Genomic DNA, 25,299 nt, shown 5'->3' with positions numbered 1-25,299 from the left:
GCGCCCCGCCCCCCCCGCCCCGCCCCCCCCCCCCCCCCGCCCCCCCCCCCCCCCCCCCCCCCCCCCCCCCCCCCCCCCCCCCCCCCCCCCCCGGGACACCCGGCACGGTAGCCCGCGCGCGCCCGCGGGGCTCAGCCGACGAGCACCCGCCACTCCCGGCCGTCCAGCGCGACGACGTCGCCGTCGGAGAGCTGGCGGCCGCGGCGCTCGTCCACCTCGCCGTTGACGCTCACGCGCCCCTCGGCGAGCAGCTCGCGCGCCTCGCCGCCGGAGCCGACGACCCCGGCCAGCTTGAGGAACTGCCCCAGGCGCACCGTGCCGCTGACCTCCACCTCGCGGGGCGCGCTCACGCGGCCGGGCCCTCCTCGTCGTCCAGCGCCAGAGCGTCCAGGACGGCGGCGATGCGCCGGGCGTCGGCGCCGGTCAGGTCCGCGGGCAGCAGCAGCTCCGCCTGCCGCCCGCCGCGCAGCGGGACGGTGTGCCGCAGCCGCTCCGCCGCCGCACCGGGCGCCGCCACGGCCGCGTCCTCGACGACCTCGGCCTCCAGCGGCACCCCGCCCGCGGGCGCGCCCGGCGCGCCCGGCCCGCCGGGGGCCGCGCCGCCGTCGGCCGACGGGTCCCCGCTGAGGAACGAGCGCAGCCGCTCCACGCCCTGCGCCGCCAGCCGCTCGGCGCCGGGGTCGAGCCGGCCCTGGCGCAGCACCTCCCGCAGCACCGCGTCGATCGACGCGCCCCCCCTGCCGCCCCTGCCCTCGCCCGCGTCCGCCACCGGGTCCTCCTCGTCCTGCTCGTCGTGCTCGTGGTGCCCGTCGCGCCCGCCGCGACCGGCGCGCGGGCGGCTCCAGCGTCGCACCACCGCGACCGCGCGGCCTCCCCCGTGCGGAGCGGTGCGGGTCGACCTAACGTCGTGGACGTGGTGAACACCCCCGAGAAGATCGTCTACACCGCGCGCGCCACGACGACCGGCGGTCGCCGCGGCGGCCGGGCCGTCAGCGATGACGGCGCGCTCGACGTGGTGCTGCAGGCGCCGAAGGAGACGGGCGGCCCCGGCGGGGGCACCAACCCCGAGCAGCTCTTCGCCGCCGGCTACGGCGCCTGCTTCCAGAGCGCCATGGCGCTGGCCGCCAAGGAGCAGGGCGTGGACGTCTCCGGCTCCACGCTGCACGTGGAGGTCGGCCTGGGTCCCGAGGGCGAGAGCTACGCCCTCGCGGTGAGCATCCGCGCCTCGGTGCCGGGCCTGGGCACCGAGCCGCTGCAGCGGCTGCTCGAGCGCACCCACGAGCTGTGCCCGTACTCCAAGGCCACCCGCGGCAACGTGCCGGTCACCCTGGTGGCCGAGCAGGCCTAGCGCCGGCTCGACCGGCCCGGCCTCGGCCCGGCTGAACCCGGGGCCCGGCTGAACCCGGGGCCGGGCTCAGCCGGCCAGGTGGCCCCACTCGCCCTCCAGCCGCTCCCACGGGCCGCTGGCCGCCACCCGCCCGCCGACCAGCACCACGACCCGGTCGGCCGCCGCCAGCGCGGCCCGCTTGGCGCTGGAGCCCACGACGGTGGCGCCGCGCTCGCGCAGCCCCCGCCACAGCTCCACCTCGGTGCGCGCGTCGAGGGCGGAGGAGACGTCGTCGGCCACCAGCAGCTCCGCGCCCGAGGCCAGCGCGCGCGCCAGCGCCAGGCGCTGCACCTGCCCGCCGGACAGGCGCACCCCGCGGTGCCCCACGAGGGCTCCCGGGCCGCCGGCGACCTCCACGTCGGGCAGCAGCCGGGCGTCCTCCAGCGCCCGCGGCAGGCGCCGGGCGGCGCCGGGGTGGTCCAGGGCGACGTTGTCGGCGAAGGAGCCGGACAGCACCCGGGGCACCTGCGCGACGTGGCAGACCTGCGCCGGGCGCAGGAAGACCTGCGGGTCGGCGACCTCCGCGCCGTTCCAGCGCAGCGAGCCCTCGTGGTCGACCAGTCCGGCCAGGGCCGCCAGCAAGCTGGACTTGCCCGAGCCGACCCGCCCGGTCAGCAGCACCAGCTCCCCGGCGGCCACCCGCAGGTCCACCCCGGCCACGCCCACGGTGCCGTCCTCGTGCACGGCGCCGAAGCCGCGCAGCTCCAGCTCGCGCAGCGGCCGGCGCGCCGGCTCCGCCGGGGCGGGGGCGGTGCCGGCGACCAGGTCCACCCCGGCCGGGGCGGTGAGCACGTCGGCGCGCCCGGACAGCGCCGCCACCGCCCGCAGCCAGGTGCGCGCCACGGGCGCCTCGGTGACGACCGCGCCGGCGACCTGCCCGAAGTACGACGAGCCGGCCACCGCGGTGGAGACCAGCAGCGTGGTGCCCAGGCCCCAGGTGCCGATCAGGTGCAGCCACCACGTGGCGACCAGCCCGAGCTGCACGAGCACCACCGGCACCCCGTCCAGCAGCGCGCGCACCCGGAACTCGCGCACCGAGGCGCGCACCCGCGCGTCGTCGACGGCGTGCAGGTGGGCCAGCACCGCCGGGGTCGCCGCGGCCAGCTTCACCGTGCGCGCGGCGTCGACCGCCGAGCCCAGGGAACGCCCGAAGCGGGCGCGCGCCTCCCCCGCCCCGGCGGCGCTGCGCCCGGCGACGCCGGCGCCGCTGGAGGACACCAGCGCCGAGACGGCCATGACCGCCGCGACGACGGCGCCGGCGGCGGCGCTGCCGGCCAGCAGCGCGGTGCTCACCACGACGAGGCACCCGATGACGACGTCGACCCAGCGGTCGACGTAGAGCACGAACCGCTCGGAATCCAGGCAGCGCGCGGTGACCTCGCCGGCCGGCACGCGCGCCAGCCGGTGCTGCTGCGTCTGCCCGGCGAGGACCGCGCAGCGCACCCGCAGCGTCACCGCGTTCCACCACTGGAAGTACACGCGCAGCGCCCCGCGCAGCGCGAACGGGCCGGCCAGCAGCGCCGCGCAGACCGCGGCCGCCGCCAGCCAGGGGCCCCCGGCCGCACCGCCCGCACCGTCCGCGTCCCCGGCGGCGACGTCCTCGACGACGCGCCCCCACAGCGCACCGGTGAGCGCGCCGTGCGCGCCCAGCAGCGAGGTCACCAGGAACAGCACCGCGCCGGCCAGGCCCCAGCGCGGGTGCGCGCCCACCGCCCGCAGCACCGTGCGCGCCAGGCGCGGCGACGGCTCGGCCGGCGCCGGGCGCGCGCGCCGCGGCGCGGGCACCGAGCGGCCGTGGTCGTCGTCGCCCGCGACGCCCTGCGCCGCGGCCGCGCCCCCGGCCGCGTCCCCGGCCGCGTCCCCCGCCGCGCCCGCGTCGTCGGCGGCGGCGAGCAGGTCGGCGAACGGGCCCGGCACGGCGGCCAGGCGCGCGCGCGGGCCGTGCTGCACGAGCCGGCCGGCGTCCAGGACGGCCACGGAGCCCGCCCGGCGGGTGGTGCTCAGCCGGTGCGCGACGAGCAGGCCGGTGCGCCCGGCCAGCAGCCGCTCGGCCGCGGCGGTCACGCGCTGCTCGGTGACGGGGTCCATGCGGGCGGTGGCCTCGTCGAGCACGACGACCCGCACGTCGCGCACCAGCAGGCGCGCGAAGGCCACGAGCTGCTCCTCGCCGGCGGACAGGGTGGTGCCCCCCGGGCCCAGCGGGGTGTCCAGGCCCGCGGGCAGGGCCTGCACCCACGAGCGCAGGCCCAACGCGTCGACGGCCCCCTGCACCGCCTCGCGCGGCACGTCGGCGGCCAGGGCGATGTTCTCCGCCAGCGTCGCCGCCAGCAGCTCGGTGCGCTGGGTGACCACCCCGACGGTGCGCCGCAGCTCCTGCAGGTCCAGCTCGCGCACGTCGCGCCCGCCGACGAGCACCGCGCCCGGCGGCGGCTCGACCGCGCGCGAGAACAGCGCCGCCAGCGTCGACTTGCCCGCGCCGCTGCGCCCGACGAGGGCGCACGTGGTGCCGGCGGGCACCAGCAGGTCCACCCCCCGCAGGGTCGGCGGGCCGTCCGGGTAGGCGAAGGTCAGGTCGCGCACCTGCAGGGACAGCGGGCCCGGCGGCGGCGCCGCGCCGCCGGCCAGCTCGGCGGGCGCGCCCAGCAGCGCCCGGGCGCGCTGGAGCGCGCCGAGGCCGGCCTGCACCTCCGGCAGCCGGTCGGCCACCTCCGTCAGGTCGCCGACGAAGCCGGCGAGCAGCAGCCAGGTGGTCACCAAGGCCGCCACCCCCAGCTCCCCGCGCGCCACGAGCGCCGCGCCGGCCGGCACGAGCAGCACCAGCGGCACGGAGAGCACCAGGGCGGTGCGCACCGCCACCGACGCGGAGGCGGTGCTGGTGCCGCGCACCGCCGTGAGCACCGCGCGGGCGCCCTCGGCGTAGCGGCGCAGCACGTGCGCGCGCCCCAGGGCGGCGCGCACGTCGTCGCGGGCGGCCACGGCCTCCTCCAGCTGGGCGGCGTGCTCGCTCCAGGCGACCTCCTCGACGACCTTGCAGCGCGCCACCCGGGCCGTCAGCGGCCGGGCGACCAGCAGGGCGGCCACCGCCACCGCGGGGAAGGCGATCCACGCCGGCCACCACGTCAGCCCGGCGACCACCCAGCCCAGCGCCGAGCGCAGCAGGGCGCGCGCCAGGCGCCAGCCGGTCTCGCGCAGCACCCGCGCGAGCTGGCGCGGGTCGTCGTCCACGCGGTCGATGACCTCGCCGACGGCCTGCTCGGCGAGCACCGGCAGCGGCTGGGTCAGGGCGGCGTCGAGCAGGTCCGCGCGCAGGCGCCCCTCGGCGCGCCCGACGCGGGTGGCGAAGACGGCGCGCCCGACGGCGTCGAGCACCCCGGCGCCCACGAGCAGCACGCCCAGCGCCACCAGCAGCCCGGCGCCGGGGTCGTCGGCCAGGCGGCCGGTGACGACGGTGCCCAGGGTCTCGCCCAGCGAGGCCAGCACCGCCAGCGCGCCGGCGAGCACCGTGCCGGGCCCGGCGAGCCGGGAGGCGGTCAGGGTGCGCGCGGGCGGCGGCGCGGCGGGGACGGGAGCGGTGCCCGCCGGTCGGGGCGGGGCCTGCTCCGGGGTGCGCACCGTCAGCACGCTAGCGACGCCCCCGGACGGACCTCTCCCCCTTTTCCCCGCGGCCCGCCGGCGGCCGCGCGCGGCGGCCCGCTCAGGCGGCCTGCGCCAGGTACTCGTCCCAGCGCGGGTCGGCCTGCTCGGCGCCGCGCACCGCCCAGGACGCCCCGCGCGGCACCGCGGGCCGGAAGCCCAGCGCCCAGCCCATCTCCTCGGGCGTGCGGTCGCCCTTGGCGTTGTTGCAGCGCACGCAGCAGGCGACGAGGTTCTCCCAGGTGTCCGGCCCGCGGCGGCTGCGCGGCAGCACGTGGTCGACGGTGGTGGCGTGCCCGCGGCAGTAGGCGCAGCGCTGGTGGTCGCGGCGCAGCACGCCGCGGCGGCTGACCGGCACCGAGGTGCCGCGCGGCACCCGCACGTAGCGGCTCAGCAGGATCACCGAGGGGCGTTCCAGGCTCACCGTCGCGCCCACCACCGGGTCGGCGTCGGCCAGCACGACCGAGGCCTTCCCGGCGAGGACGAGGACGAGCGCCCGGCGGAAGGACACCACCGCGAGCGGTTCGTAGCCGGCGTTCAGCACGAGGGTTCGCACAAGCACCTCCACGGACGACGAGAGGCGCCGTCCCCGGTGGGGACGACGCCTCTGGGAGCGACGACGTGCGCGGCATGGTGCACGTGCTGGCGCACGTGCGCGCAGCGGCGCACCACGGGTACCCCCACTGTCATCGGGGGCAGGGCCGGGCCGGGGGCCACGGGTCCGGGACGGCGCGCGGCTGCGGGGCTGGACACGTCCTGCGCACCTCCTCCCGTCGTCGTGAGCGCACTGTACGTCGGCAGGGCCCGCGGGGACACGCCTTTGCCGCGAACGGCGCGCACGCGGCAGCGGGCCCGGCACCCCCGAGGTGCCGGGCCCGCTGCGGCGCGGCGCTGCCGCGGTGCGTGCTCGTGGTGCGGTCCGGTGCCGCGTCAGACGACGGGCGCCACGCGGCCGAAGGTGACCGCGTCGCTCCAGATCGCGCGCAGCTGCACGGGCTTGCCGGCGCGCGGGGAGTCCCACATCTGGTTGCCGCCGGCGTAGATGCCCACGTGGAAGGCGCGGCCGCCGCTGGTGAAGAAGACCAGGTCGCCCGGGACGGCCTCGGCGCGGCTGATGCGGGCGCTGGCGCCCAGCTGGGCGTTCGCGGTGCGCGGCAGCTCCACGCCGAGCTGGCGGAAGACGTAGCTGGTGTAGCCGGAGCAGTCGAAGCCGGCCGGGGTGGTGCCGCCGTACACGTACGGCGTGCCGGCGTAGTCGTCGGCCACGTCCAGGACGCGCTGGCCCAGCGGCACGGCCGGGGCCGGCGGCGGGGGCAGCACCGGCGGGGCCGGCGTCGGCGGGGCGGGCGCGAGGTACGGGGCCGGCGCGGGGGCCGGGGCGGGCGCCGGGGCCGGCGCCGGGGCGGCGACGACCTGGACCTCGACGCGGCGCGCCTCGTCGAGGGCGGCGCGGTCCACCGAGGTCTCCACGACGGGGGCGTCGGCCGCGGAGCGCTGCGCGCGCTGCACGAGCACGGGGGCCGGCGGGGGCGGCGGCGCCGGGGTGGGCACCGCGCTGAAGGCGGCGGCCGCGGCGGTGGCCGCGGTGGCCGCGGCGGGCGCGGAGACCACGCCGACGACCGCGGTGCCGAAGGCCGAGCCGACGGCGGAGCCGAGGCCGGTGCTGACGCTGGTGGTGACGGCGCCCGCGGCGGGGGCCGCGGCCGGCGCGGCACCGGCCGGCAGGGCGCCGGAGACCAGCAGGCCGCCGGCGGCGGCGGCCACGACGCCGGCGCGGCCGGCGTCGCCGGCGCGGCGGCCCAGGGCGCGGCCGAGGCCGGTGAGGGGCGTGAGGGGGCGGACGGGGGCGCGGTGGCGCGCCGGGACGGTGTTCGTCACGGTGGTGTGCCTCTCCGACGCCTGCGAGGTGAGCTGTCGGGTTCGGGCGGGAGCATCGCCCGGCCGGTTCTCACCGGCTTCACCCCTAGGACCCGCACCCCCGGCCCGGCTGGCCGTGGGGTCGTGCCCGGGAAATTGGTTCCCCCGTCCCTGCCACACGTGTGCGTGGGACCTCGTCGCGGTGGCAGGGCTCGGCGTCCGTGCGAGGGCCTCCGAGTGAACGTTCACGGAAGCGGGTGGACCATAACCCGTCCAGGGCCCCCGTGTCACGGAGCGGTGACGACCACGTGGCGCCCGCGTGACGCGCCGGCGACGCGCGCGCCGGCCCGCGAGCGGTCGCGGGACCGGTCGCGGGACCGGCTGCGGGTCAGTCCCCGGCGGCGACGAACAGGTGCGAGGCCTGGGCGCTGCTGAGCTCGAGGACGGCCGGGCCGACGGAGACCTCGTAGCCGCCCGCGGCGGAGCGGGCGACGACCTCCGCGCCCGGACGCAGGCCGGCGCCGGCGAAGCGCGAGAGCAGCTGCACGTCGGTCTGCAGCGGCTCGCCCAGCCGGCGCACCACGACGCGGCGCCCGTCCAGGGCGGGGGCGGTCAGCGGCTGCACGCCGGCGCGGAAGTCCTCCTCCGAGCCGCTCTCGCCCAGCTCCCCCAGCCCGGGGATCGGGTTGCCGTAGGGCGAGGAGTGCGGGTGGTCGAGGATGTCGACCAGGCGCCGCTCGACCTCCTCGGAGATGACGTGCTCCCAGCGGCACGCCTCCTCGTGCACCAGCGACCAGTCCAGCCCGATGACGTCGGTGAGCAGCCGCTCGGTCAGGCGGTGCTTGCGCATGACGCGCATGGCCTTGGCGCGCCCGGCGTCGGTGAGCTCCAGGCGGCGGTCGGTGCCCACGTGCAGCAGCCCGTCGCGCTCCATGCGCGCCACCGTCTGCGAGACGGTGGGGCCGGAGTGGTGCAGCCGCTCGGCGATGCGGGCGCGCATCGGCACGATGCCCTCCTCCTCCAGCTCGAAGACCGTCTTCAGGTACATCTCGGTGGTGTCGATGAGGTCGCTCACGGTCCTCATTCTCCGTCATGGGCACCGCGGACCGCACCGGTCCGGCGCTGCCGGGGACCGCCGCGTCGCGCGGGCGCGGGCGCGGCGTTAGCGTCCGCCGGGTGAGCCGCGCGAGCACGAGCGTGATGTGGTTCCGCCGCGACCTGCGGCTGGCCGACAACCCGGCCCTGCTGGCGGCCGCCGCCGACGGCGAGGTGCTGCCCCTGTTCGTCGTGGACCCCGCGCTGTGGGGCCCGTCGGGGGACGTGCGCCGCGCCTGGCTGCTGCGCTCGCTGCGCGCGCTGGACGAGTCCCTGGGCGGTCGCCTGGTCGTCGAGCGCGGCGACCCGGTCCGGGTGCTGCCGCGGGTGGCCGCGCGCGCCGGCGCCGCGCGGGTGCACGTGGCCGCGGACACCGGCCCGCACGGGCGCCGGCGCGACGAGGCCGTCGAGGCGGCGCTGGCCGGCGCCGGGGTGGAGCTGGTGCGCACCGGCACCGCCTACGCGGTCGGGCCCGGCTCGGTGCTCACCGGTGCCGGGCGCCCCTTCCAGGTCTTCACCCCCTTCGCCCGCGCCTGGGCCGCGCACGGCTGGCCGGCCCCGGCCGGCTCCCCCGCCGGCGCGCGCTGGGTGCGCGGCGGCGGCGAGGGCGTGGGCGGGGCGCACTGGCCGGACGAGCCCGACCTGGGCGCGCTGCGGCTGCCGCCCGCCGGTGAGGGCGCCGCGCGGGAGCGCTGGCGCGCGTTCCTGGCCGACGGGCTCGAGGGCTACGAGCACGACCGCGACCGCCCCGACCTGGCGGGCACCTCGCAGCTGTCGGTGCACCTGAAGTGGGGCGAGGTGCACCCGCGCACGCTGCTGGCGGACCTGGCGCGGCACCGCTCGGCGGGCGCGGAGGCCTTCCGCACCGAACTGGCCTGGCGGGAGTTCTACGCCGACGTGCTGTGGTACCGGCCGGAGTCGGCGCGCGAGTACCTGCGCCCGCAGCTGGCGCGGCTGAGCTACTCCGAGCCGGGCGAGACGTTCCGCGCCTGGAGCGAGGGGCGCACCGGCTACCCCTTCGTCGACGCCGGGATGCGGCAGATGCGCGCCGAGGGCTGGGTGCACAACCGGGTGCGGATGGTGGTCGCCAGCTTCCTCGTCAAGGACCTGCACGTGGAGTGGACGCTGGGCGCGCGCGAGTTCATGCGCTGGCTGCGCGACGGGGACATCGCCAGCAACGCCCACGGCTGGCAGTGGGTGGCCGGCTCGGGCACCGACGCGGCGCCGTTCTTCCGGGTGTTCAACCCCGTCGCGCAGGGGCAGCGCTTCGACCCGGACGGGGAGTACGTGCGCCGGTACGTGCCCGAGCTGCGCCACCTGCCCGGACGGCGCGCGCACGAGCCGTGGAGCGCGCCGGACGGGTACGCGCACGGCTACCCCGAGCGCGTCGTCGACCACGCCGCCGAGCGCAGGGCGGCGCTGGAGGGCTACGCGCGGCTGCGGCGGGAGGCGCCGGACGGGGTGTGAGGCGCCGCACACCGGCGCCGGCGCGCGGGCGCGCCGGGACGGCGGTGAGGATGGGGGCATGACGAGCACGACGACGACCGCAGCCACCGCCACCGCCGTCGGCCCCGAGGCGCTGGAGGCGCTGTTCACGGGCGCGCGCACCCCCAACCGGTGGACGGACGAGCCGGTCACCGACGAGCAGGTCGCCGCGGTCCTGGAGCTGGCGAAGTACCCGCCCACCAGCATGAACACCCAGCCGATGCGGCTGCTGCTGGTGCGCTCGCCCGAGGCGCGCGAGCGGCTGGCCACGATGATGAGCGGCAGCAACGGCGACAAGACGCGCTCGGCGCCGCTGAGCGTCGTGGTGGCCGCCGACCGCCGCTTCGACGAGGAGCTGCCGCGCCTGTTCCCGCACTACCCCGGCGCGAGGGACCTCTTCGCCGACGCGGGGTACCGCGAGCGCACCGCGGTGTTCAACACCGCGCTGCAGCTGGGCTACCTCATCATGGCCGTGCGGGCGGTGGGGCTGTCCGCCGGGCCGATGACGGGCATCGACGCGCCGGCGATCGAGCGCGAGTTCTTCCCCGACGGCGAGCACGAGGTCGTCGCGGTGGTCAACGTCGGCGTGGCCGACCCGGCCGGGTTCCGCCCGCGCGGGCCGCGCCTGTCGCACGAGGAGGTCGTGCGCACCGTCTGAGCGGACGCGGGCGGGCGCGCGGGTCCCGCGCTACGGCTGCGGGTGCAGCGCGTCGTAGCGCGCGAAGCGCGGCTGGGCGCGCGAGAGCGCCAGCACCGCCACCACGCACGCCAGCCCGCCGGCGAGGGCGGCCACCGCCTCGCCGGTGAGCTCGGCGGTGCCGCCGAGGACCACGTCCCCCAGGCGCGGGCCGCCGGCGACGACCACGATGAACACCCCCTGCAGCCGCCCGCGCAGGGCGTCGGGGGTGGCCACCTGCAGGATCGTGCCGCGGAAGACGGCGCTGACGGCGTCGGCCGCCCCGCACACCCCCAGCAGCGCGGTGCAGGCGGCCAGCCGCCACCCGGCGCCGGAGGGGGCGAGGACGAGCACGGCGCCGAAGGCGGCCACCGCCGCGCCGTAGACGGCCACGCACCCGACGACCACGGCGCCCTGGCGGCGCACCCGCCCCAGCGGCCCGGAGAACAGCCCCGCCAGCACCGAGCCGGCGGCGAAGCCGGCGGCCAGCACCCCCACGGTGCGCGCCCCGCCGCCGAGGTCGCCGGCGCCGATGGCCGGGTACAGCACGCGCGGCATCGCCAGCACCATCGCGCACAGGTCGACCAGGAACGTCATGCGCACGTTGGGGCGGGTGCCCAGGAAGCGCACGCCCTCCAGCACCGAGCGCAGCCCGGCGCGGTGCGCGCCGGCGGCGTGCGCCGGGGGCATCGCCGGCAGGCGCCAGACCCCGGTCAGGGCGGCGACGAAGGTGAGCGCGTCGAGGGTGTAGGCGGCGCGGAAGCCGCCGCCGTCGACGAGGAAGCCGGCCAGCAGCGGCCCGACGGTCAGGGCGAGCGCGTTCGCGGTGCCCGACAGGGCGTTGGCCGCCGGCAGCTGGGCGGGCGGCACCAGGGCCGGCACGATCGCCGAGCGGGCCGGGGTGTTCACGGCGAAGGCGGCGCTCTGCAGGGCCACCAGCGCGTAGAGCAGGTGCAGGGAGCCCAGCTCGAGCCAGGCCTGGGCGGCCAGCGCCAGGGAGACCGCCCACAGCGCCACGGAGGACAGCAGCGCCACGCGGCGGCGGTCGTGCGCGTCGACGAGGGAGCCGCCGTACAGGCCGAGGACGACCAGCGGCACGAGCGCGAAGACGCCCACCACGCCGACGGCGAGGGTGGAGCCGCTGAGCGCGTACGCCTGAAGGCCGACGGTGACGACGGTGAGCTGGGTGCCGATGCCGGCCAGGGACTGCCCGACCCACAACCGGCGGAAGGCGGGGCTCTCGCGCAGGGGGGTGGTGTCCACCAGCCAGCGCTGCCGGGAGCGGGCGGGTCTCACCCGCCGAGCATAGGTGGTGCGGCGGGGACACCACCGCCGGCCCGGCCCGCGGCGGCGCGGGGAGCGGGCGTCCGGGACGTCGACCGCCCCCGGACGTGGAGAAGTCCCCGGGCGCTTCCTCCCCCGCTGGGCGGGGAGAGGGCCGGCTGGACGGGCCGGCGCCCGGGGACCCGGTGACTGCCGTGGATTCGCCGCGCCGCGCGGGGCGACCAGAGCGGTCCGCGTCCATCGCGCGGCTGCTAGCGGGCAGCCACCTCACGCGTCCGATGAGAACTCATGTACCGGACCACCTCCCTTCCCGTGTGCCTCAACGCTACGACGGCCCCCGCGGGTTGTCACCTCCGTTTCGCGCCGGGCGAAAGGGCGCCCCGGCCGGGCCCCCGCCCGGCTCCCCGCTCGGCTCCCCGCCCGGCTCCCCGCCCGGCTCCCCCGACCGCCGGTCCCCGCCCGGTCGGGGGCGGGCGCCTTGCCAGCCGGCGCGGGCGTGCCCTACGCTCCGGACCAGTTGCTGTCAGAACCACCCTTACTCCCCGGCCGGGGGGCGGTGGTCCGGAGGATCGGCGGAGTCCGCGGTGGTGCAGTCCCAGCAGGCGATCCTCGTCGCCGTCTCCACCGTGATCTTCGCGTTGCTGCCCGACCGCGCCGGGCGCCCGCGCGTGCACCTGCCGCTGGTGCGGCGCACCCGCGACCCGTTCGGCGGGCAGTGGGCGCTGCCGGGCGGCTGGGTGCGCACGCAGGAGAGCCTGAGCGACGCCGGCCGGCGCACGCTGGCGGAGACCACGGGCCTGCGCCCGAGCTACCTGGAGCAGCTCTACACGTTCGGGCGCCCGGACCGCTCCCCCGGCCAGCGGGTGGTCTCGGTCGTCTACTCCGCCCTGGTGCGCAACCACCTCGCGGCCGCGGCCGCCGAGGGCGAGAACGTGCGCTGGACCGCGGCGGACGACTGCACGGGCCTGGCGTTCGACCACGACGAGATCGTCGAGTACGCGCTGTACCGGCTGCGCAGCAAGGTGCAGCACGCCCACGTGGCCCTGCACTTCCTGCCCGAGCGCTTCTCGCTGGCCGAGCTGCGCGAGGTGCACGAGGCGATCCTGCAGCGGCCGCTGGACCCGGCGAACTTCCGCCGCCAGGTGGAGCACTCCGGCACGATCGCCGCCACCGGCGAGCACCAGGCCGGCGGGCGGCACCGCCCGCCGAAGCTGTACCGCGCGGTCGTGCCCGAGGGCTCGGCCGGACCGTTCACCCCCGCGGGCCCGCCCGCCTGAGCGGCGGCGCCCCGCAACCGCACGACCCCGCAACCGCACGACCCCGGAACCGCAGGACCCCCGAACCACCAGAACCGCCGCGAACCCCGCGGCACCCCGTCCCGGAGGACCCCGGACCCGGCAGCGGCCGGTCCCGTCGAGAAGAGGCACGCCATGGCGTCCGTCCCCACGCAGATCGCGCTGCTCGCCCGCACCCCCGGGCGGGTGGACGCCGAGACGTGCGACCCCGACCTGCCCAGCGGCCCGTGGCAGTTCGACGCCGCGCCGGGCCTGCCGCTGCCGGCGCCCACGTACGGCGCCGGCGCCTCGCGGCAGGACCCGGCCCCGGCCACCACGCCGGTGCAGCAGCAGATCCCCGCGGAGTACCGGCTGCTGGCGCCCGAGGAGCTGGACCGGCGCATCCGCGCCGCGAAGGAGGCCCTGGGCAGCCGGGTGACGGTGCTCGGGCACGCCTACCAGCGCGACGAGATCGTGCGCTACGCCGACTTCGTCGGCGACTCCTTCCAGCTGGCGCAGCAGTCGCAGCGCCACCCCGAGGCGGAGTTCGTCGTCTTCTGCGGCGTGCACTTCATGGCCGAGACCGCCGACCTGCTCACCACGGACGAGCAGCCGGTGATCCTGCCGAACCTGGCGGCGGGCTGCTCGATGGCCGACATGGCCGACATCGACGCGGTGAACGCCTGCTGGGACCAGCTGACCGCGCTGTACGGCACCGAGCCGGACGCGGACGGGAGGGTCCCGGTGCTGCCGGTGACGTACATGAACTCCGCGGCGGCGCTGAAGGCGTTCTGCGGCGCGCACGGCGGCATCGTGTGCACCTCCTCGAACGCGCGCGAGGTGCTGGAGTGGGCGTTCGCGCGCGCCCGGCGCGTGCTGTTCTTCCCCGACCAGCACCTGGGCCGCAACACCGCCAAGGCGATGGGCGTGCCCCTGGACGCGATGCCGCTGTGGGACCCGCGCAAGCCGCGCGGGGGGAACTCCGCCGAGGCGCTGCACGACGCGCGCGTGGTGCTCTGGCGCGGCTGGTGCTCGGTGCACCAGCGCTTCACGGTGGCGCAGATCGAGGCCGCGCGCGCCGCGAACCCCGACGTGCGCGTCGTGGTGCACCCCGAGTGCCCGGTCGAGGTCGTCGACGCCGCCGACGAGAGCGGTTCGACGCAGTACATCCAGCGCGTCGTCGACGCCGCCCCGGCCGGCACCGCGTTCGCCATCGGCACCGAGATCAACATGGTGCGCCGCCTGGCCGACACCCGCCCGGACCTGACCATCACGTGCCTGGACCCGGTGGTGTGCCCGTGCTCGACGATGTACCGCATCCACCCCGCGTACCTGGCGTGGGTGCTGGAGTCGCTGGTGCGCGGGCAGGTCGTCAACCGGGTGCGCGTCGAGGCGCGGGTGGCCGAGGACGCGCGCACCGCGCTGGAGCGCATGCTGGCCGTGCGGCCGTGAGCACCCCGGTGCGCACCGCCTCCTGCGACGTGCTCGTCGTGGGGGCGGGCCTGGCGGGGATGACCGCGGCGCTGGAGGCCGCGCGCACCGGGTCGGTGGTGCTGGCCACCAAGACGGTCCTGGGCGACGGCAGCAGCCGCTGGGCGCAGGGCGGCATCGCGGTGGCCGCCGACGAGGACGACGTCGCCGCGCACGCCGCCGACACCCTGGCCGCCGGCGCCGGGCTGTGCGACCCGCGGGCCGTGGCGGCGCTGTGCGCGGCCGGCCCGGCCGCGCTGCGCGCGCTGCTCGGGCGCGGGGCGCGCTTCGACACCGACGCCTCGGGGGGTTTCTCCCTGGGGCTGGAGGCGGCGCACTCGCGCCCGCGCATCCTGCACGCCGGGGGCGACCGCACCGGCGCGGTGCTCTCGGCGGCGCTGGCGCTGGCCGTGCGCCGCAGCGGCGTCGCCGTGCACGAGGAGGCGTTCCTCGTGGACCTCGTGGTGCGCGACGGGCGGGTGGTGGGCGCGGACCTGCTGCTGCGCGGCGCGTCCGGCGAGGACGCGCCGCTGCGCGTGGAGGCCGGCGCGGTGGTGCTGGCCACCGGCGGGGCCGGTCAGCTCTTCAGCCGCACCACGAACCCGGCGGTGGCCACCGGCGACGGCCTGGCCGCCGCGTGGCGCGCCGGCGCGGGCCTGGCCGACCTGGAGATGGTGCAGTTCCACCCCACCGTCGCCGCGGTCGAGGAGCCGTTCCTCGTCTCCGAGGCGGTGCGCGGGGAGGGCGCGGTGCTGCTGGACGCCGCCGGGCAGCGGTACATGCCCGCGGTGGACCCGCGCGCGGAACTGGCCCCGCGCGACGTGGTGGCCCGCGCCACCGGCCGCGCCGTGGCCGCCCACGGCGGGCGCCCGGCGCTGCTGGACGCCACCGGGCTGCGCGCGCGCACCGGCGCGCCGTTCGCGCGCCGCTTCCCCGGCATCGCGGCGATGTGCGCGGCCGCCGGCCTGGACCCCGACCGCGAGCCGCTGCCGGTCACCCCGGCCGCGCACTACCTCATGGGCGGGGTGCGCACCGACGCGCGCGGGCGCACCGGCGTGGCGGGGTTGTGGGCCGCCGGCGAGGTCGCCTGCACCGGTGTGCACGGCGCGAACCGGCTGGCCTCGAACTCGCTGCTGGAGGCGCTGGTCACCGGCGCCGCGGTGGCCGCCGACGTGGCCGCGGTGGCCGCCGGCGCCGACGGCGCACCGGCGCGCTTCCCCGCCGACGAGGTGGTGGACCTGCCCGGCGAGGCGGGCGTGCGCGCTGCGCACGTGCCGCGCCGCGACGTGCGCGCGGCGCTGTGGGAGCACGCCGGGCTGTTCCGCGACGCCGCCGGGCTGGCGGTGGCCGCCAAGCTCCTCACGCCCGAGGAGACCCCCCTGGACCTGGCCGCCACCCCCGGCGCCGGCCGGCGCGCCCACGAGGACGCGAACCTGCTGCTGGTGGGGCGGCTGCTGGTGACGGCGGCCGCGCTGCGCACCGAGAGCCTCGGCGCGCACCACCGCGAGGACCACCCCGAGACCCCCGGCGCGCCGCGCCGGCGCACCCTGCGGAGGACCGCGTGAACCACCCCGCCGACCCGGTGGCCGCCGTGGTGGCCGCCGCCCTGGCCGAGGACGCCCCCTGGGGCGACGTCACCAGCGAGGCGCTGCTGCCGGCCGGGGCCGTCGCCCACGCCGAGCTGCGCGCCCGCGAGGCCGGGGTGCTCGCCGGCACCGCCGCCGCGGCGGCGGCGTTCGAGCAGGCCGCGGCCCTGACCGGCGGGGCACTGCTGCGCTGCCAGTTCTCCCCGGACGGCACCCGCTTCGCCGCCGGGGACGTCCTCGGGCGCGTGGCCGGCTCCGCGCACGCGGTGCTGCGCGCCGAGCGCGTGGCCCTGAACCTGCTGCAGCACCTGTCCGGCATCGCCACCCTGACCGCGGCGTTCACCGACGCCGTGGCCGGCACCGGCGCGCGGGTCGTCGACACCCGCAAGACCACCCCGGGGCTGCGGGCGCTGGAGCGCGCCGCCGTGCGCGCCGGCGGCGGGCACAACCACCGCCGGTCCCTCTCGGACACGGTGCTCGTCAAGGACAACCACCTCGCGGTGCTGCTGGCCGAAGGCGTGGACGTCACCACCGCCCTGCGCGCGGTGCGCGAGCGCGTGCCGCACACCACCGCCCTCGAGGTGGAGGTGGACCGCCTCGACCAGCTCGACGCGGTGCTGGCGGCGGGCGTGGACGTCGTCCTGCTGGACAACTTCGCCCTGGCGGACCTGGCCGAGGGGGTGCGCCGCGTGCACGCCGCCGGGGCGCTGGCCGAGGCCAGCGGCGGGGTGACGCTGGAGACGGTGGCCGCGATCGCGCGCACCGGCGTGGACCTGGTCTCGGTGGGCGCGCTGACGCAGAACGCGCGCACCCTCGACCTGGGCCTGGACGTGGAGGTCGCCGCGGCGGTGGCGCCGTGATCTACCTGGACCACTCGGCGACCTCGCCGCCGCGCCGGGAGGTGCTCGAGGCCGTGTGGCCGTACCTGACGAGCGTGACCGGCAACCCCTCCAGCGCCCACGAGGCCGGCCGGGCGGCGAGGGCGGGCCTGGACGCCGCGCGCGCCGGCATCGCCCAGGTGCTCGGCTGCCGCCCCGGCGAGGTGGTGCTCACCGGCGGCGGCACCGAGGCCGACAACCTCGCCGTCACCGGCATCGCCACCGCCGCGCCCCGCGACCGGCGCGTGGTCGTCTCGGCCATCGAGCACCCCGCGGTGCTGGAGACGGCCCGCGCGCTGACCCGGTGGGGTTTCCGCGTGGACGAGGTGGGCGTGGACCGCTGCGGCGTGGTGGACCTCGAGCACCTCGAGCGCCTCGTCGACGACGGCACCGCGCTGGTGTCCGTCATGCACGCCAACAACGAGATCGGCACCGTGCAGCCGCTGGCGGAGGTCTCGCGCCTGTGCCGCGCGCACGGGGTCCCGCTGCACACCGACGCCGTGCAGAGCGCCGGGCACCTGCCGCTGGACGTGGACGCGCTCGGCGTCGACGCGCTGTCGATCTCCGCGCACAAGTTCGGCGGCCTGCGCGGTTCCGGGGCGCTGTTCGTGCGCGGGTCCGTCCCCCTGGAACCCGTCGTGCACGGCGGCGGGCAGGAGGGCGGGCGCCGCTCGGGCACGGTGGACGTGGCCGGCGCGGTGGGCACCGCCGTGGCCCTCGGGCTGGCCGAGGCCGCCCGCGAGGAGGAGTCCGCCCGGCTGGCCGCGCTGCGCGACCGCCTCGTCGCCGGGGTGCTGGAGCAGGTGCCCGGCGCGCTGCTGACCGGCCACCCCGTGCAGCGCCTGCCGCACCACGCCTCGTTCTGCTTCCCCGGCGTGGGCGGGGAGACGGTGCTGCTGGAGCTGGAGGCCGCCGGCATCGTGTGCTCCAGCGGCTCGGCGTGCTCGGCCGGTTCCGAGGACGCCTCGCACGTGCTGCTGGCCACCGGCCTGGACGCCGACACCGCCCGCACCGCGGTGCGCCTCTCGATGGGGCCGTCCACCGGCGAGCAGGACGTCGAGGCGGTGCTGCGCGCGCTGCCCCTCGCCGTGCGCGCGGCCGCCGGCGCTCGCTAGCGTCGCGCCGTGACGGGTGAGCTGGCGCACGACCCCGGCGCGGACCGGCTGGCGGACCTGCTGCGCGGGCAGGCGCGCGCCTGCGCCGACCTGGGCTCGCCGCTGTACGCGCACCTGCTGACCCGCGCCGCCGAGGACGTCGGGGCCGGCGGCCCGGCGCGCGCGGTGCTCGCCGGCCACGAGGACGACCCGCCGGGGGCGGCGCTGCCGCTGCGGCTGCTGGGCGCCGCGCACCGCCTGGCGCTGTCCGGGCGCGCGCCCGGCTACGCCGCCCACCTGCCCAGCACGGGCGGCGACGGCGACGCGGGCGCGGCCTGGCGGGCGCTGCGCGAGCTGTTCGGCACCCGCCGCGCCGAGCTGCGCGAGGGGCTGCGCACTCCCCCGCAGACGAACGAGGTGGGCCGCTCGGCGGCGCTGGTGGGCGGGCTGCTCACCGCCGTCGCCGGGGCCCTGCCCGCGCTGGGGCCGGTGGTGCCCGTGCGCCTGCACGAGGTGGGCTGCTCGGCGGGGCTGAACCTGCTGCTGGACCGCTTCCGGTACCGCGGTGCGGACGGCAGCGCGCGGGGCCCGCAGGGCTCGACCGTCGTGCTGGAGGGCGCGTGGGACGCCGAGCCGGCCGGGTGGGCCGCGCCGGGCTCCTTCGAGGTCGTCGAGCGCGTCGGCGGCGACCCCGACGTCGTCGACCCGGCCTCGGCCGAGGGGGCGCTGCTGCTGCGCTCGTACGTGTGGGCCGACCAGCCGCACCGCACCGCGCGCCTGGAGGCGGCGCTGGAGCTGGCGCGGCGGGTGCCGGTGCAGCGCCTGCGCACCGGGGCCGCCGCGCTGCTGGCCGGGCTGGAGCTGCGCGCGGGCGCCCTGACCGTGGTGCAGCACTCGGTGGTGTGGCAGTACCTGCCCGCCGCCGAGCGCGCCGCCGCCGAGGCCCGGCTGGAGGAGCTGGGCGCCACCGCCACGCCGGGGGCGCCGCTGGCGCGGGTCCGCCTGGAACCCGGCGAGGGCGATGGCGGGGCCTTCGACCGCGGCGAGACCGGCTACCCGGTGACGGTGACGACCTGGCCCGGCGGGCACCGCCGCGTGATCGGCACGGCCGCCCCGCACGGCGTGCCGGTGCGCTGGCACCAGGGGCCGCGGCCCGGGCGGGGCTGACGCCGCCGGGCGGGTGCGGCACGCTCGCGCCGTGCCCGAACGCGAACTCGTCCCCTCCGGCGCCGCGTGGGGACCGGTGGTGGGGTGCTCGCGCGCCGTGCGCGCCGGGGCCCGCGCCCTCGTCCTCACCCGCGACGACCTGGGGATGCATCCCGGCGTGAACACCGCGGTGCTGGCGGCCGTGCGCGAGGGGCTCGCCGCCTCGGCCGGCCTGGTGGTGCCCTGCCCGGCGGCGGGCCCTTGCCCGGCGGCGGGCGCGGCGCCGCCCCGGCCCGGCGGGCCCGGCCGGGCGCCGGGTGGTGGGCCGGCGCGCGCCGTGGCTCCATGGTCCCCGTGACCGACGCCTCCCCCGCGCTGCCCGCCGTCGCCCTGCTGGGCACCTCCACCATGGGCGCGGGCCTGGCCCGCAACCTCGCCGCCGCCGGGCTGCCGCTGACCGTGTGGAACCGCTCGCCGCAGAAGGCGCGCCCGCTGGCCGAGGTCGGCGCGCGCGTCGCCGAGGACGCGGCCGACGCCGTGCGCGGGGCGCAGGTGGTGCTGACGATGCTGTGGGACGCCGACAGCGTCGAGCAGACCGTGCGCGCCGCGCGCGAGGGGTTCGCACCCGGCGCGGTGTGGGTGCAGACGAGCACCGTGGGCGTCGAGGGCACCGAGCGCCTGGCGCGCCTGGCCGGTGAGCTGGGCCTGCGCTTCGTCGACGCGCCGGTGCTGGGCACGAAGGGCCCGGCCGAGCAGGGCGCGCTGACCGTGCTGGCCGGCGGCGACGAGCAGGAGCTCGGCGCGCTGCTGGAGCCGGTGTTCGCCGCGATCGCCCAGCGCGTGCTGTGGGTCGGCGCCGCCGGGGCCGGCTCGCGGCTGAAGCTGGCGTGCAACGCGTGGGTGCTCACCGTCGTGGACGGGGTGGCGACCTCGCTGGCCCTGGCGCGCGACCTCGGCGTGGACCCGCGCCTGTTCCTGGAGGCGGTGCGCGGCGGGGCGATGGACTCCCCCTACGTGCAGGGCAAGGGCGCGGCGATGCTGGAGGGCCGGCACGAGCCGCAGTTCGGGGCGGCGGGCGCGGCCAAGGACCTGGAGCTGGTCCTGGCCGCGGCCGCCGGCGCCGGCTCGGACGCCGCCGTGACGCGGGCCGTGCACGAGCACTTCGCCGCCGTCGTGGCCGCCGGGCACGGCGGGCAGGACGTCAGCGCCGTGTGGTTCGCCCACGAGCGCGAGGGGTGAAGTGCGAGCGGTGAGGCGCAGGGCGGTCGTCTTCCACGGCACGGGCGCCACCCCGGACGTGTGCTGGTACGGCTGGCTGGCCGGGCGCCTGCGGGCGCGCGGGTACGAGGTCGAGGTGCCGCACCACCCGGGCACGAACGTCGAGCCGATCGCGACGTTCCTGCCGCGCGTGCTGGCCGCGCACCGCTTCGACGCCGGCACCGTGCTCGTGGGCCACTCCGGCGGCGCGGCGCTGCTGCTTGCGCTGCTGCAGGAGCTGACCGAGCCCGTGGCGCAGGCCGTGCTCGTGGCCGGGTACTGGCGCCCGCCGGGCGAGGAGGCCGAACCGGTGCTGCGCGAGTCCTACGACTGGGAGCGCGTGCGCGCCGGGGCCCGCGAGCTGTGCTTCGTGAACTCCGTGGAGGACCCCTACGGGTGCGACGCGCAGCAGGGCCTGGAGATGCTCCAGCGCCTCGGCGGCACGCTGGTGGTGCGCCCGCGCGGGCACTTCGGCGACGCGGACGACCCGTGCGAGCGCCTGCCCCTGCTGGAGCGGCTGATCGGCGGCGACGACGAGCGGCAGGACCCGCGCGGCGGCTGACGCCCCGCCGCACGCGGCGCCGCGCTCCAGGCGCCGCGCTCCGGGCGCCGCGGCTCAGGCGCCGGGGGGGCAGCCCCGCTCGGGCAGGTGCTCGCTGGCCCAGTCCGTCAGCGCCTGCAGCGCCGGCACCATGGCCCGCCCCGGCGCCGTCAGCTCGTAGACCACCGCGACGGGCGGGCCCTCGTGGACGGTGCGCGCGACCAGCCCGGCGGCCGACAGCTCGGAGAGGCGGTCGGAGAGCACGGAGTCGCTGATGCCCGCGACGGCGCGGCGCAGGTCGGAGAAGCCGGCCGGGCCGGAGGCGAGCGTGCCCAGCAGGATGCCGTTCCAGCGCTTGCCGAGGAAGCCGAACGCGCGCGCCAGCGCCCCGTCGCACGCCCGCGGCTCGTGCACCACCGCCCGCGGCTCGCTCACCGCCCTCCGCCCGCTCACCGCAGCAGTGTACGCCGGGCTCTTGACACCGCTGCTACTTTCTTTTCAGAAGCAGCCACCGACAGGAGAGCAGCTATGACTTCCTTGGACACTCCCGCCGAGCTCGACGCCCCCCCGCGCCTGGACGAGGCCGCGCGCACGGCGCTGTTCACCGGCGCGCGCACCGCCAACACCTTCGCCCCCACGCCCGTCAGCGACGAGGAGCTCGTGCAGGTCTGGGAGCTGGCGCGCTGGGCGCCCACCGGCGCGAACCTGCAGCCGCTGCGGGTGCTGTACGTGCGCAGCCCCGAGGCCCGGGCCCGGCTGCTGCCGCACCTGGCCGACACCAACCGCGAGCGCGCCGCGAGCGCCCCGGTCACGGCCGTCCTGGCCCTCGACGACCGCTTCCACGAGACCATCCCGCACGTCGCCCCGTTCCTGGCCGGCCTGCAGCCCGCGCTCGAGCAGGACGACGCGATGCGCGGCGAGATGGGCGGCTACAGCGCCGCCCTGCAGGCGGGGTACTTCATCCTGGCCGTGCGCGCGGTGGGCCTGGCGGCCGGCCCCATGGGCGGTTTCGACAAGGCCGGCGTCGACGCGGAGTTCTTCGCCGGCACCACGTGGCGCTCCACGCTCGTGGTGAACATCGGCCACCCCGGCGAGGGCGCCTTCCGCCCCCGCCTGCCGCGCCTGCCGCTCGAGGACGTCGTCCGCTTCGCCTGAACCGCCGGCGCGTGGCCCGCCGGTGCCCGGACCCCCGGGGGGAGGGTCCGGGCACCGGGCGCGCCGCTCAGCCGAGCGGGACGGTCTCCAGCAGCTCCCACGGGCCGCCGAGGTAGCGGTGCACCTCCACGCCCGTGGCGCGCAGCGACCACGGCGAGAAACCCGCCGAGAGCCGCTGCACCGTCTCGCGCGCCACGGCCGGGGCCACGAAGTTCTGCACGGTCACGTGGGCGGAGAAGCGCTGCGCGTCCTGCGGGGTCAGCCACGGCGCGAACCGGGCGGCCAGGTCGGCGCGCAGCGCCTCCAGCTCCGCCGAGCGCAGCACCAGCGCGGCACCGCGGCCCAGCGAGCGCACCCCGGCGACCCGCACGTCGAAACCCGGGCGCCGGCACGCCCCGGCGGTCTCGGCCAGCACCACGGGCAGCTCCTCGCCGGGCAGCGCGTGGAAGAGCGTGACGTGCGCGCCCACCTTCAGGCGCTCGGGCGGGAACTCGCGCCGGCGCAGGGCGTCCAGGCGCTCCTGGTCCTGCGGGAGCAGGCCGAGGGCGAGCACCAGCGGCGCCGCACCGCCCCCACCGGCGCCGGGAGCGCTCACCGGGCCCGGTACAGCAGCACGGCACCGGCCGCGGAGCTGAGCAGCGACACGGCGCTGAGCACCACCGCCGCGCTCCACCAGCCGCGGTCGCCCGCCCGGCGGCGCAGCCCGCGCACCGCCACGACGAGCGCCCCGACGGCCACGGCGATCGCCAGCGGGAAGAACACCACCGAGCACACCAGCGACACCACGGCCGCGATGACCGCGCCGATCGCGCCGGTGGCGGTGCGGGGCCGGTCCGCGCGCCCGGCGGGCGGGGCCTGCTGCGCGGGCCGGGGTCGGGGGTCTCTGCGCTGGGCCACGCGCCCACTGTGCCAGCCGGCGCCGCCGGGGCGCTCCGTAGGGTGGGGGCGTGGACCCGTCCCGCCGGCCGCCCGCCCCCGCCCCCGCCCCCGTCCCGCGCGCACCGCGCCACCGCCCCGCCCGGCGCACCCGGCGCACCCGGCGGGGCGCGGCCGCCGCGGCGCTGGTGCTGGCGCTGGGCGGCGGGGGTGCCGGCGCGCTGGCCGTGGCCGTGGTCACCGCCGTGGTCGCCGCGCCGCCCGCCGCGGCCCACGACCGCCTCGTCTCCAGCGACCCGGCCGGCGGCGCGGTGCTGGCGCAGGCGCCCGGGCAGGTCGTGCTGACCCTCTCCAGCACGCCGGTGGGCCTGGGCACGCTGGTGGAGGTCGCCGGCCCGGACGGCGTGGTCTCCACCGGCGAGGCGCAGGTCGTCGACCGGACGGTGACGCAGGCGCTGGGCGCGGACCGGCCTGCCGGCGCCTACGAGGTGCGCTGGCGGGTCACCTCCGGCGACGGGCACCCGATCTCCGGCACCTTCACCTTCACCGCCGAGGCGGCGGTGGGCGCCGCGGCACCGGCCGGGCCGTCCGCGGAACCGCCCGCGGGACCCTCCGCGGAACCGTCCGCGGACGGGGCCCAGCCGTCCGCCGCGGAGGCGCCGGCGGAGCCGTCCGCGCCGCAGGACCCGGTGGCCGCGGCGCTCGCGGGGCCCGGCGGGGCGCTGGCCGCGGTGGCCGGCGGCGCGGTGCTCCTCGGCGCCGCGGCCGCGCTGCTGCTCAGGCGCCGGCGGGGCTGAGGCCCGGGCGCCCCCCGCGCCGCTCCACGCGCACGTCCCACAGCCACAGCGCGATCGTCGCGGCGGTGAACGCGGCGCCGGCCAGCGTCACCGCGCCCCAGCCGCCGGCGATCCAGGCGGCCGAGCCCACCGCGGAGCCGAGCGCGCCGCCGGCGAAGTACGTCGTCATGTAGGCGGAGTTCAACCGCGCGCGGGCGTCCGGGCGCAGCGGGTAGACGACGTTCTGGCTGGACACGTGCACCACCTGCAGCGACAGGTCCGCCAGCGCGTAGCCGACGACGAAGAGCGCCAGCGAGGCCGCCGCGCCCGGGCCCGACAGGCCCAGCGCCGCCCACGCGAGCACGAACAGCAGCGCACCGGCGCCGGTGGCGAGCTGACCGCGGCCGGCGTCGGCCAGCCGGCCCGCCAGCGCCGCCGCGGCCGCCGCGCCCGCCCCGGCCACCCCGATGAGGCCGATCTGCGCCTCGCCCAGCCCGAACGGGCGCCCGGCCAGCAGGAACGTCATCGAGCTGAAGAGCACCGAGACGCCGGCGAACCCCGCCGCGCTCAACAGCGCGCGGGTGCGCAGGCGCGGCTCCTCGCGCACCAGCGCCGCCGTGGAGGCCAGCGTGGCGGCGTAGCCGCCCACCCGCTGCGGCACGCTCACCGGCAGCCGGCGGCGCAGCACGAGCGCCAGCACGACCAGGCCGGCGGCCACCGCCGCGTAGGGGGCGTGCCAGTCGGCCACCTGCGCCAGCGCGCCGGAGGCGCTGCGCGCCAGGAGCGCGCCGACGAGCAGCCCGCTCATGACGGTGCCCACCGCGCGCCCGGCCCGGCCCGGCTCGGCCAGCTCCGCGGCGAAGGGCACCAGCACCTGGGCGGCCACCGAGAACAGCCCCGCCACGGCCGTGCCCACCAGCAGCACGGGGAACGAGGTCGCCACCGCGCACAGCGCGTGCCCGGCCGCGGCCAGCAGCGCCAGCACCGTCAGCAGGCGGCGGCGCTCGAGCAGGTCGCCCAGCGGCACGACGAGCAGCAGCCCGAGGCCGTAGGAGACCTGGGCGGTGGTCACGAGGGTGGCGGCGGTGCCCTGCGGCACCGCCAGGTCGGAGGAGATGGCGTCCAGCAGGGGCTGGTTGACGTAGTTGCCGCCGACGGTCAGGCCCGTGGCGACGGCCATGAGGAGCAGCAGGGGCCGGGTGAGCACGGGCTCGAGCCTGCACCACCGCCCGCGCCGCCTGCCGGGGGTTCCGCCGGTGGCCGCGCCCGCGGCGCGCCGGGGGCCTCAGCCGGCGTCGGCCGCCGGCGGTGGCGAGTGGTGCACCGCCTCGACGTTGACGCCGTCGGGGTCGGAGACGAACGCGCCGTAGTAGCCCGCGTGGTACTCCGCCCACACCCCCGGCGGGCGCAGGCTCGTGGCGCCGGCGGCGAGCGCCGCCGCGTGGAAGGCGTCGACGCTCGCGCGGTCCGCGGCGGTGAAGGCCACGTGGGTGTCGGCGTCGTAGCGCGGGCCCTCCCCTCCGCTCTCGACGAGCCAGAAGAACGGTTTGCGCCCGGCGCCGAAGGCGTGCATGGCCTTCTGGTCCCGCTCCGGGGAGGCGGGCACCCGCAGCAGCGTGCCGATGCCCAGCGGGGCCAGGGCGGCCTCGTAGAAGCGCACGGCGCGGGGCAGGTCGCCGACGGGCAGGTTGAGGTGGTCGATCATGGATCCGGTGAAGCCGTCCACGGGGTTCCCCTCCGAGCGTCGGGGCGGAGATGTCTGCGTCGCGCAGCATCTGCGCGACACAGTAGGTTTGGGGTGGCAGTCGGCGCAAGAGCGGACCAGGAGG

General features: G+C 78.9%; 26 protein-coding genes and 1 riboswitch. Of the genes, 14 read left to right on the top strand and 12 right to left on the bottom strand.

The genetic code is table 11. From position 1 onward, the window contains the following. Positions 1–131: 131 nt before the first annotated feature. Positions 132–350 (bottom strand): RNA-binding S4 domain-containing protein, encoded by a 219-nt coding sequence (locus ACRYMN_RS01310; RefSeq protein ID WP_432491154.1) that lies wholly within the window; start codon positions 348–350, stop codon positions 132–134. Next, positions 347–853: a hypothetical protein gene (locus tag ACRYMN_RS01305; protein ID WP_432491152.1), complete on the bottom strand. Its 507-nt coding sequence runs from the start codon at positions 851–853 to the stop codon at positions 347–349. Before ACRYMN_RS01305 ends, ACRYMN_RS01310 begins: the two co-directional genes overlap by 4 nt. A gap of 63 nt (positions 854–916) precedes the next feature. Between ACRYMN_RS01305 and ACRYMN_RS01300 the strand changes: the two genes are divergently transcribed. Beyond that, a complete protein-coding gene (locus tag ACRYMN_RS01300; protein WP_432491172.1) occupies positions 917–1,348 on the top strand; it encodes an Ohr family peroxiredoxin in 432 nt (143 codons plus the stop codon). A 66-nt stretch (positions 1,349–1,414) separates the two neighbouring features. Here the strand turns inward: ACRYMN_RS01300 and ACRYMN_RS01295 are convergent, their stop codons facing one another. From ACRYMN_RS01295 to ACRYMN_RS01280, 4 genes are all read right to left on the bottom strand, one after another. Continuing rightward, a complete protein-coding gene (locus tag ACRYMN_RS01295) occupies positions 1,415–4,999 on the bottom strand; it encodes an ATP-binding cassette domain-containing protein (protein ID WP_432491150.1) in 3,585 nt (1,194 codons plus the stop codon). Positions 5,000–5,081: 82 nt separating this feature from the next. Then, the gene (locus tag ACRYMN_RS01290) at positions 5,082–5,576 is read right to left on the bottom strand and encodes an HNH endonuclease (RefSeq protein WP_432491148.1); all 495 of its coding nucleotides are present in this window, start codon (positions 5,574–5,576) and stop codon (positions 5,082–5,084) included. 374 nt (positions 5,577–5,950) lie between these two features. Continuing rightward, positions 5,951–6,898, bottom strand: coding sequence for a C40 family peptidase (locus ACRYMN_RS01285; protein WP_432491146.1), 948 nt, complete (start codon positions 6,896–6,898; stop codon positions 5,951–5,953). A gap of 5 nt (positions 6,899–6,903) precedes the next feature. Beyond that, a riboswitch (cyclic di-AMP (ydaO/yuaA leader) is annotated at positions 6,904–7,036 on the bottom strand. Positions 7,037–7,265: 229 nt separating this feature from the next. After that, entirely contained in the window at positions 7,266–7,952 is a 687-nt protein-coding gene (locus ACRYMN_RS01280; protein WP_432491144.1) for an iron-dependent transcriptional repressor DtxR, read from the bottom strand. A 101-nt stretch (positions 7,953–8,053) separates the two neighbouring features. On the opposite strand from ACRYMN_RS01280, the gene ACRYMN_RS01275 reads away from it, so the two are divergent. After that, positions 8,054–9,439: a cryptochrome/photolyase family protein gene (locus tag ACRYMN_RS01275; protein ID WP_432491142.1), complete on the top strand. Its 1,386-nt coding sequence runs from the start codon at positions 8,054–8,056 to the stop codon at positions 9,437–9,439. Between the two features lie 58 nt (positions 9,440–9,497). Beyond that, positions 9,498–10,115, top strand: a complete 618-nt coding sequence (locus tag ACRYMN_RS01270; RefSeq protein WP_432491140.1) for a malonic semialdehyde reductase — start codon at positions 9,498–9,500, stop codon at positions 10,113–10,115. 30 nt (positions 10,116–10,145) lie between these two features. Here ACRYMN_RS01270 and ACRYMN_RS01265 read toward each other — a convergent pair whose 3' ends face one another. Next, the gene (locus ACRYMN_RS01265; RefSeq protein ID WP_432491138.1) at positions 10,146–11,429 is read right to left on the bottom strand and encodes an MFS transporter; all 1,284 of its coding nucleotides are present in this window, start codon (positions 11,427–11,429) and stop codon (positions 10,146–10,148) included. A gap of 572 nt (positions 11,430–12,001) precedes the next feature. Between ACRYMN_RS01265 and ACRYMN_RS01260 the strand changes: the two genes are divergently transcribed. The 9 genes from ACRYMN_RS01260 (at position 12,002) to ACRYMN_RS01220 (ending at position 20,684) form a co-directional block, all read left to right on the top strand. After that, entirely contained in the window at positions 12,002–12,694 is a 693-nt protein-coding gene (locus ACRYMN_RS01260; RefSeq protein ID WP_432491136.1) for an NUDIX hydrolase, read from the top strand. A 153-nt stretch (positions 12,695–12,847) separates the two neighbouring features. Beyond that, entirely contained in the window at positions 12,848–14,143 is a 1,296-nt protein-coding gene (nadA, locus tag ACRYMN_RS01255) for a quinolinate synthase NadA (protein WP_432491134.1), read from the top strand. After that, positions 14,140–15,726, top strand: a complete 1,587-nt coding sequence (gene nadB / locus ACRYMN_RS01250) for an L-aspartate oxidase (RefSeq protein WP_432491132.1) — start codon at positions 14,140–14,142, stop codon at positions 15,724–15,726. Before nadA ends, nadB begins: the two co-directional genes overlap by 4 nt. Then, on the top strand, positions 15,723–16,607 hold the full coding sequence (gene nadC / locus ACRYMN_RS01245) for a carboxylating nicotinate-nucleotide diphosphorylase (RefSeq protein ID WP_432491130.1): 885 nt from the start codon (positions 15,723–15,725) through the stop codon (positions 16,605–16,607). The genes nadB and nadC overlap by 4 nt, the downstream gene beginning before the upstream one ends. Beyond that, positions 16,604–17,740 (top strand): cysteine desulfurase family protein, encoded by a 1,137-nt coding sequence (locus ACRYMN_RS01240; RefSeq protein WP_432491128.1) that lies wholly within the window; start codon positions 16,604–16,606, stop codon positions 17,738–17,740. The genes nadC and ACRYMN_RS01240 overlap by 4 nt, the downstream gene beginning before the upstream one ends. 9 nt (positions 17,741–17,749) lie before the next feature. Beyond that, complete coding sequence (locus ACRYMN_RS01235; RefSeq protein ID WP_432491126.1) at positions 17,750–18,886, top strand: DUF2332 domain-containing protein; 1,137 nt, start codon at positions 17,750–17,752, stop codon at positions 18,884–18,886. A gap of 31 nt (positions 18,887–18,917) precedes the next feature. Next, positions 18,918–19,223, top strand: coding sequence for a ChbG/HpnK family deacetylase (locus ACRYMN_RS01230; RefSeq protein ID WP_432491124.1), 306 nt, complete (start codon positions 18,918–18,920; stop codon positions 19,221–19,223). Continuing rightward, positions 19,211–20,104 (top strand): NAD(P)-dependent oxidoreductase, encoded by an 894-nt coding sequence (locus tag ACRYMN_RS01225; protein WP_432491122.1) that lies wholly within the window; start codon positions 19,211–19,213, stop codon positions 20,102–20,104. The genes ACRYMN_RS01230 and ACRYMN_RS01225 overlap by 13 nt, the downstream gene beginning before the upstream one ends. A gap of 10 nt (positions 20,105–20,114) precedes the next feature. Further along, positions 20,115–20,684: an alpha/beta hydrolase gene (locus ACRYMN_RS01220; protein WP_432491120.1), complete on the top strand. Its 570-nt coding sequence runs from the start codon at positions 20,115–20,117 to the stop codon at positions 20,682–20,684. Positions 20,685–20,738: 54 nt separating this feature from the next. Here ACRYMN_RS01220 and ACRYMN_RS01215 read toward each other — a convergent pair whose 3' ends face one another. Continuing rightward, positions 20,739–21,116, bottom strand: coding sequence for a winged helix-turn-helix transcriptional regulator (locus ACRYMN_RS01215; protein ID WP_432491118.1), 378 nt, complete (start codon positions 21,114–21,116; stop codon positions 20,739–20,741). Between the two features lie 75 nt (positions 21,117–21,191). Between ACRYMN_RS01215 and ACRYMN_RS01210 the strand changes: the two genes are divergently transcribed. Next, a complete protein-coding gene (locus tag ACRYMN_RS01210; RefSeq protein ID WP_432491116.1) occupies positions 21,192–21,818 on the top strand; it encodes a malonic semialdehyde reductase in 627 nt (208 codons plus the stop codon). 67 nt (positions 21,819–21,885) lie between these two features. On the opposite strand, the gene ACRYMN_RS01205 is transcribed toward ACRYMN_RS01210, so the two are convergent. Next, positions 21,886–22,413, bottom strand: a complete 528-nt coding sequence (locus ACRYMN_RS01205; protein WP_432491114.1) for a 2'-5' RNA ligase family protein — start codon at positions 22,411–22,413, stop codon at positions 21,886–21,888. Then, the gene (locus ACRYMN_RS01200) at positions 22,410–22,715 is read right to left on the bottom strand and encodes a hypothetical protein (RefSeq protein ID WP_432491112.1); all 306 of its coding nucleotides are present in this window, start codon (positions 22,713–22,715) and stop codon (positions 22,410–22,412) included. The genes ACRYMN_RS01205 and ACRYMN_RS01200 overlap by 4 nt, the downstream gene beginning before the upstream one ends. Positions 22,716–22,765: 50 nt before the next feature. Here ACRYMN_RS01200 and ACRYMN_RS01195 point away from each other — a divergent pair, with 50 nt between their 5' ends. Then, the gene (locus ACRYMN_RS01195) at positions 22,766–23,491 is read left to right on the top strand and encodes a copper resistance CopC family protein (protein WP_432491110.1); all 726 of its coding nucleotides are present in this window, start codon (positions 22,766–22,768) and stop codon (positions 23,489–23,491) included. Here ACRYMN_RS01195 and ACRYMN_RS01190 read toward each other — a convergent pair. Both ACRYMN_RS01190 and ACRYMN_RS01185 read right to left on the bottom strand, forming a co-directional pair. Then, positions 23,472–24,677: an MFS transporter gene (locus ACRYMN_RS01190; protein WP_432491108.1), complete on the bottom strand. Its 1,206-nt coding sequence runs from the start codon at positions 24,675–24,677 to the stop codon at positions 23,472–23,474. The genes ACRYMN_RS01195 and ACRYMN_RS01190 overlap by 20 nt on opposite strands. 78 nt (positions 24,678–24,755) lie before the next feature. Then, the gene (locus ACRYMN_RS01185; RefSeq protein WP_432491106.1) at positions 24,756–25,196 is read right to left on the bottom strand and encodes a VOC family protein; all 441 of its coding nucleotides are present in this window, start codon (positions 25,194–25,196) and stop codon (positions 24,756–24,758) included. Between the last annotated feature and the right edge of the window lie 103 nt (positions 25,197–25,299).

Origin of the sequence: Kineococcus gypseus (assembly GCF_050871305.1) — a bacterium.
GTDB classification, from domain to species: domain Bacteria; phylum Actinomycetota; class Actinomycetes; order Actinomycetales; family Kineococcaceae; genus Kineococcus; species Kineococcus gypseus.
Note: the sequence above shows the minus strand (reverse complement) of the source record. Positions and strands in the feature narration are given on the sequence as shown.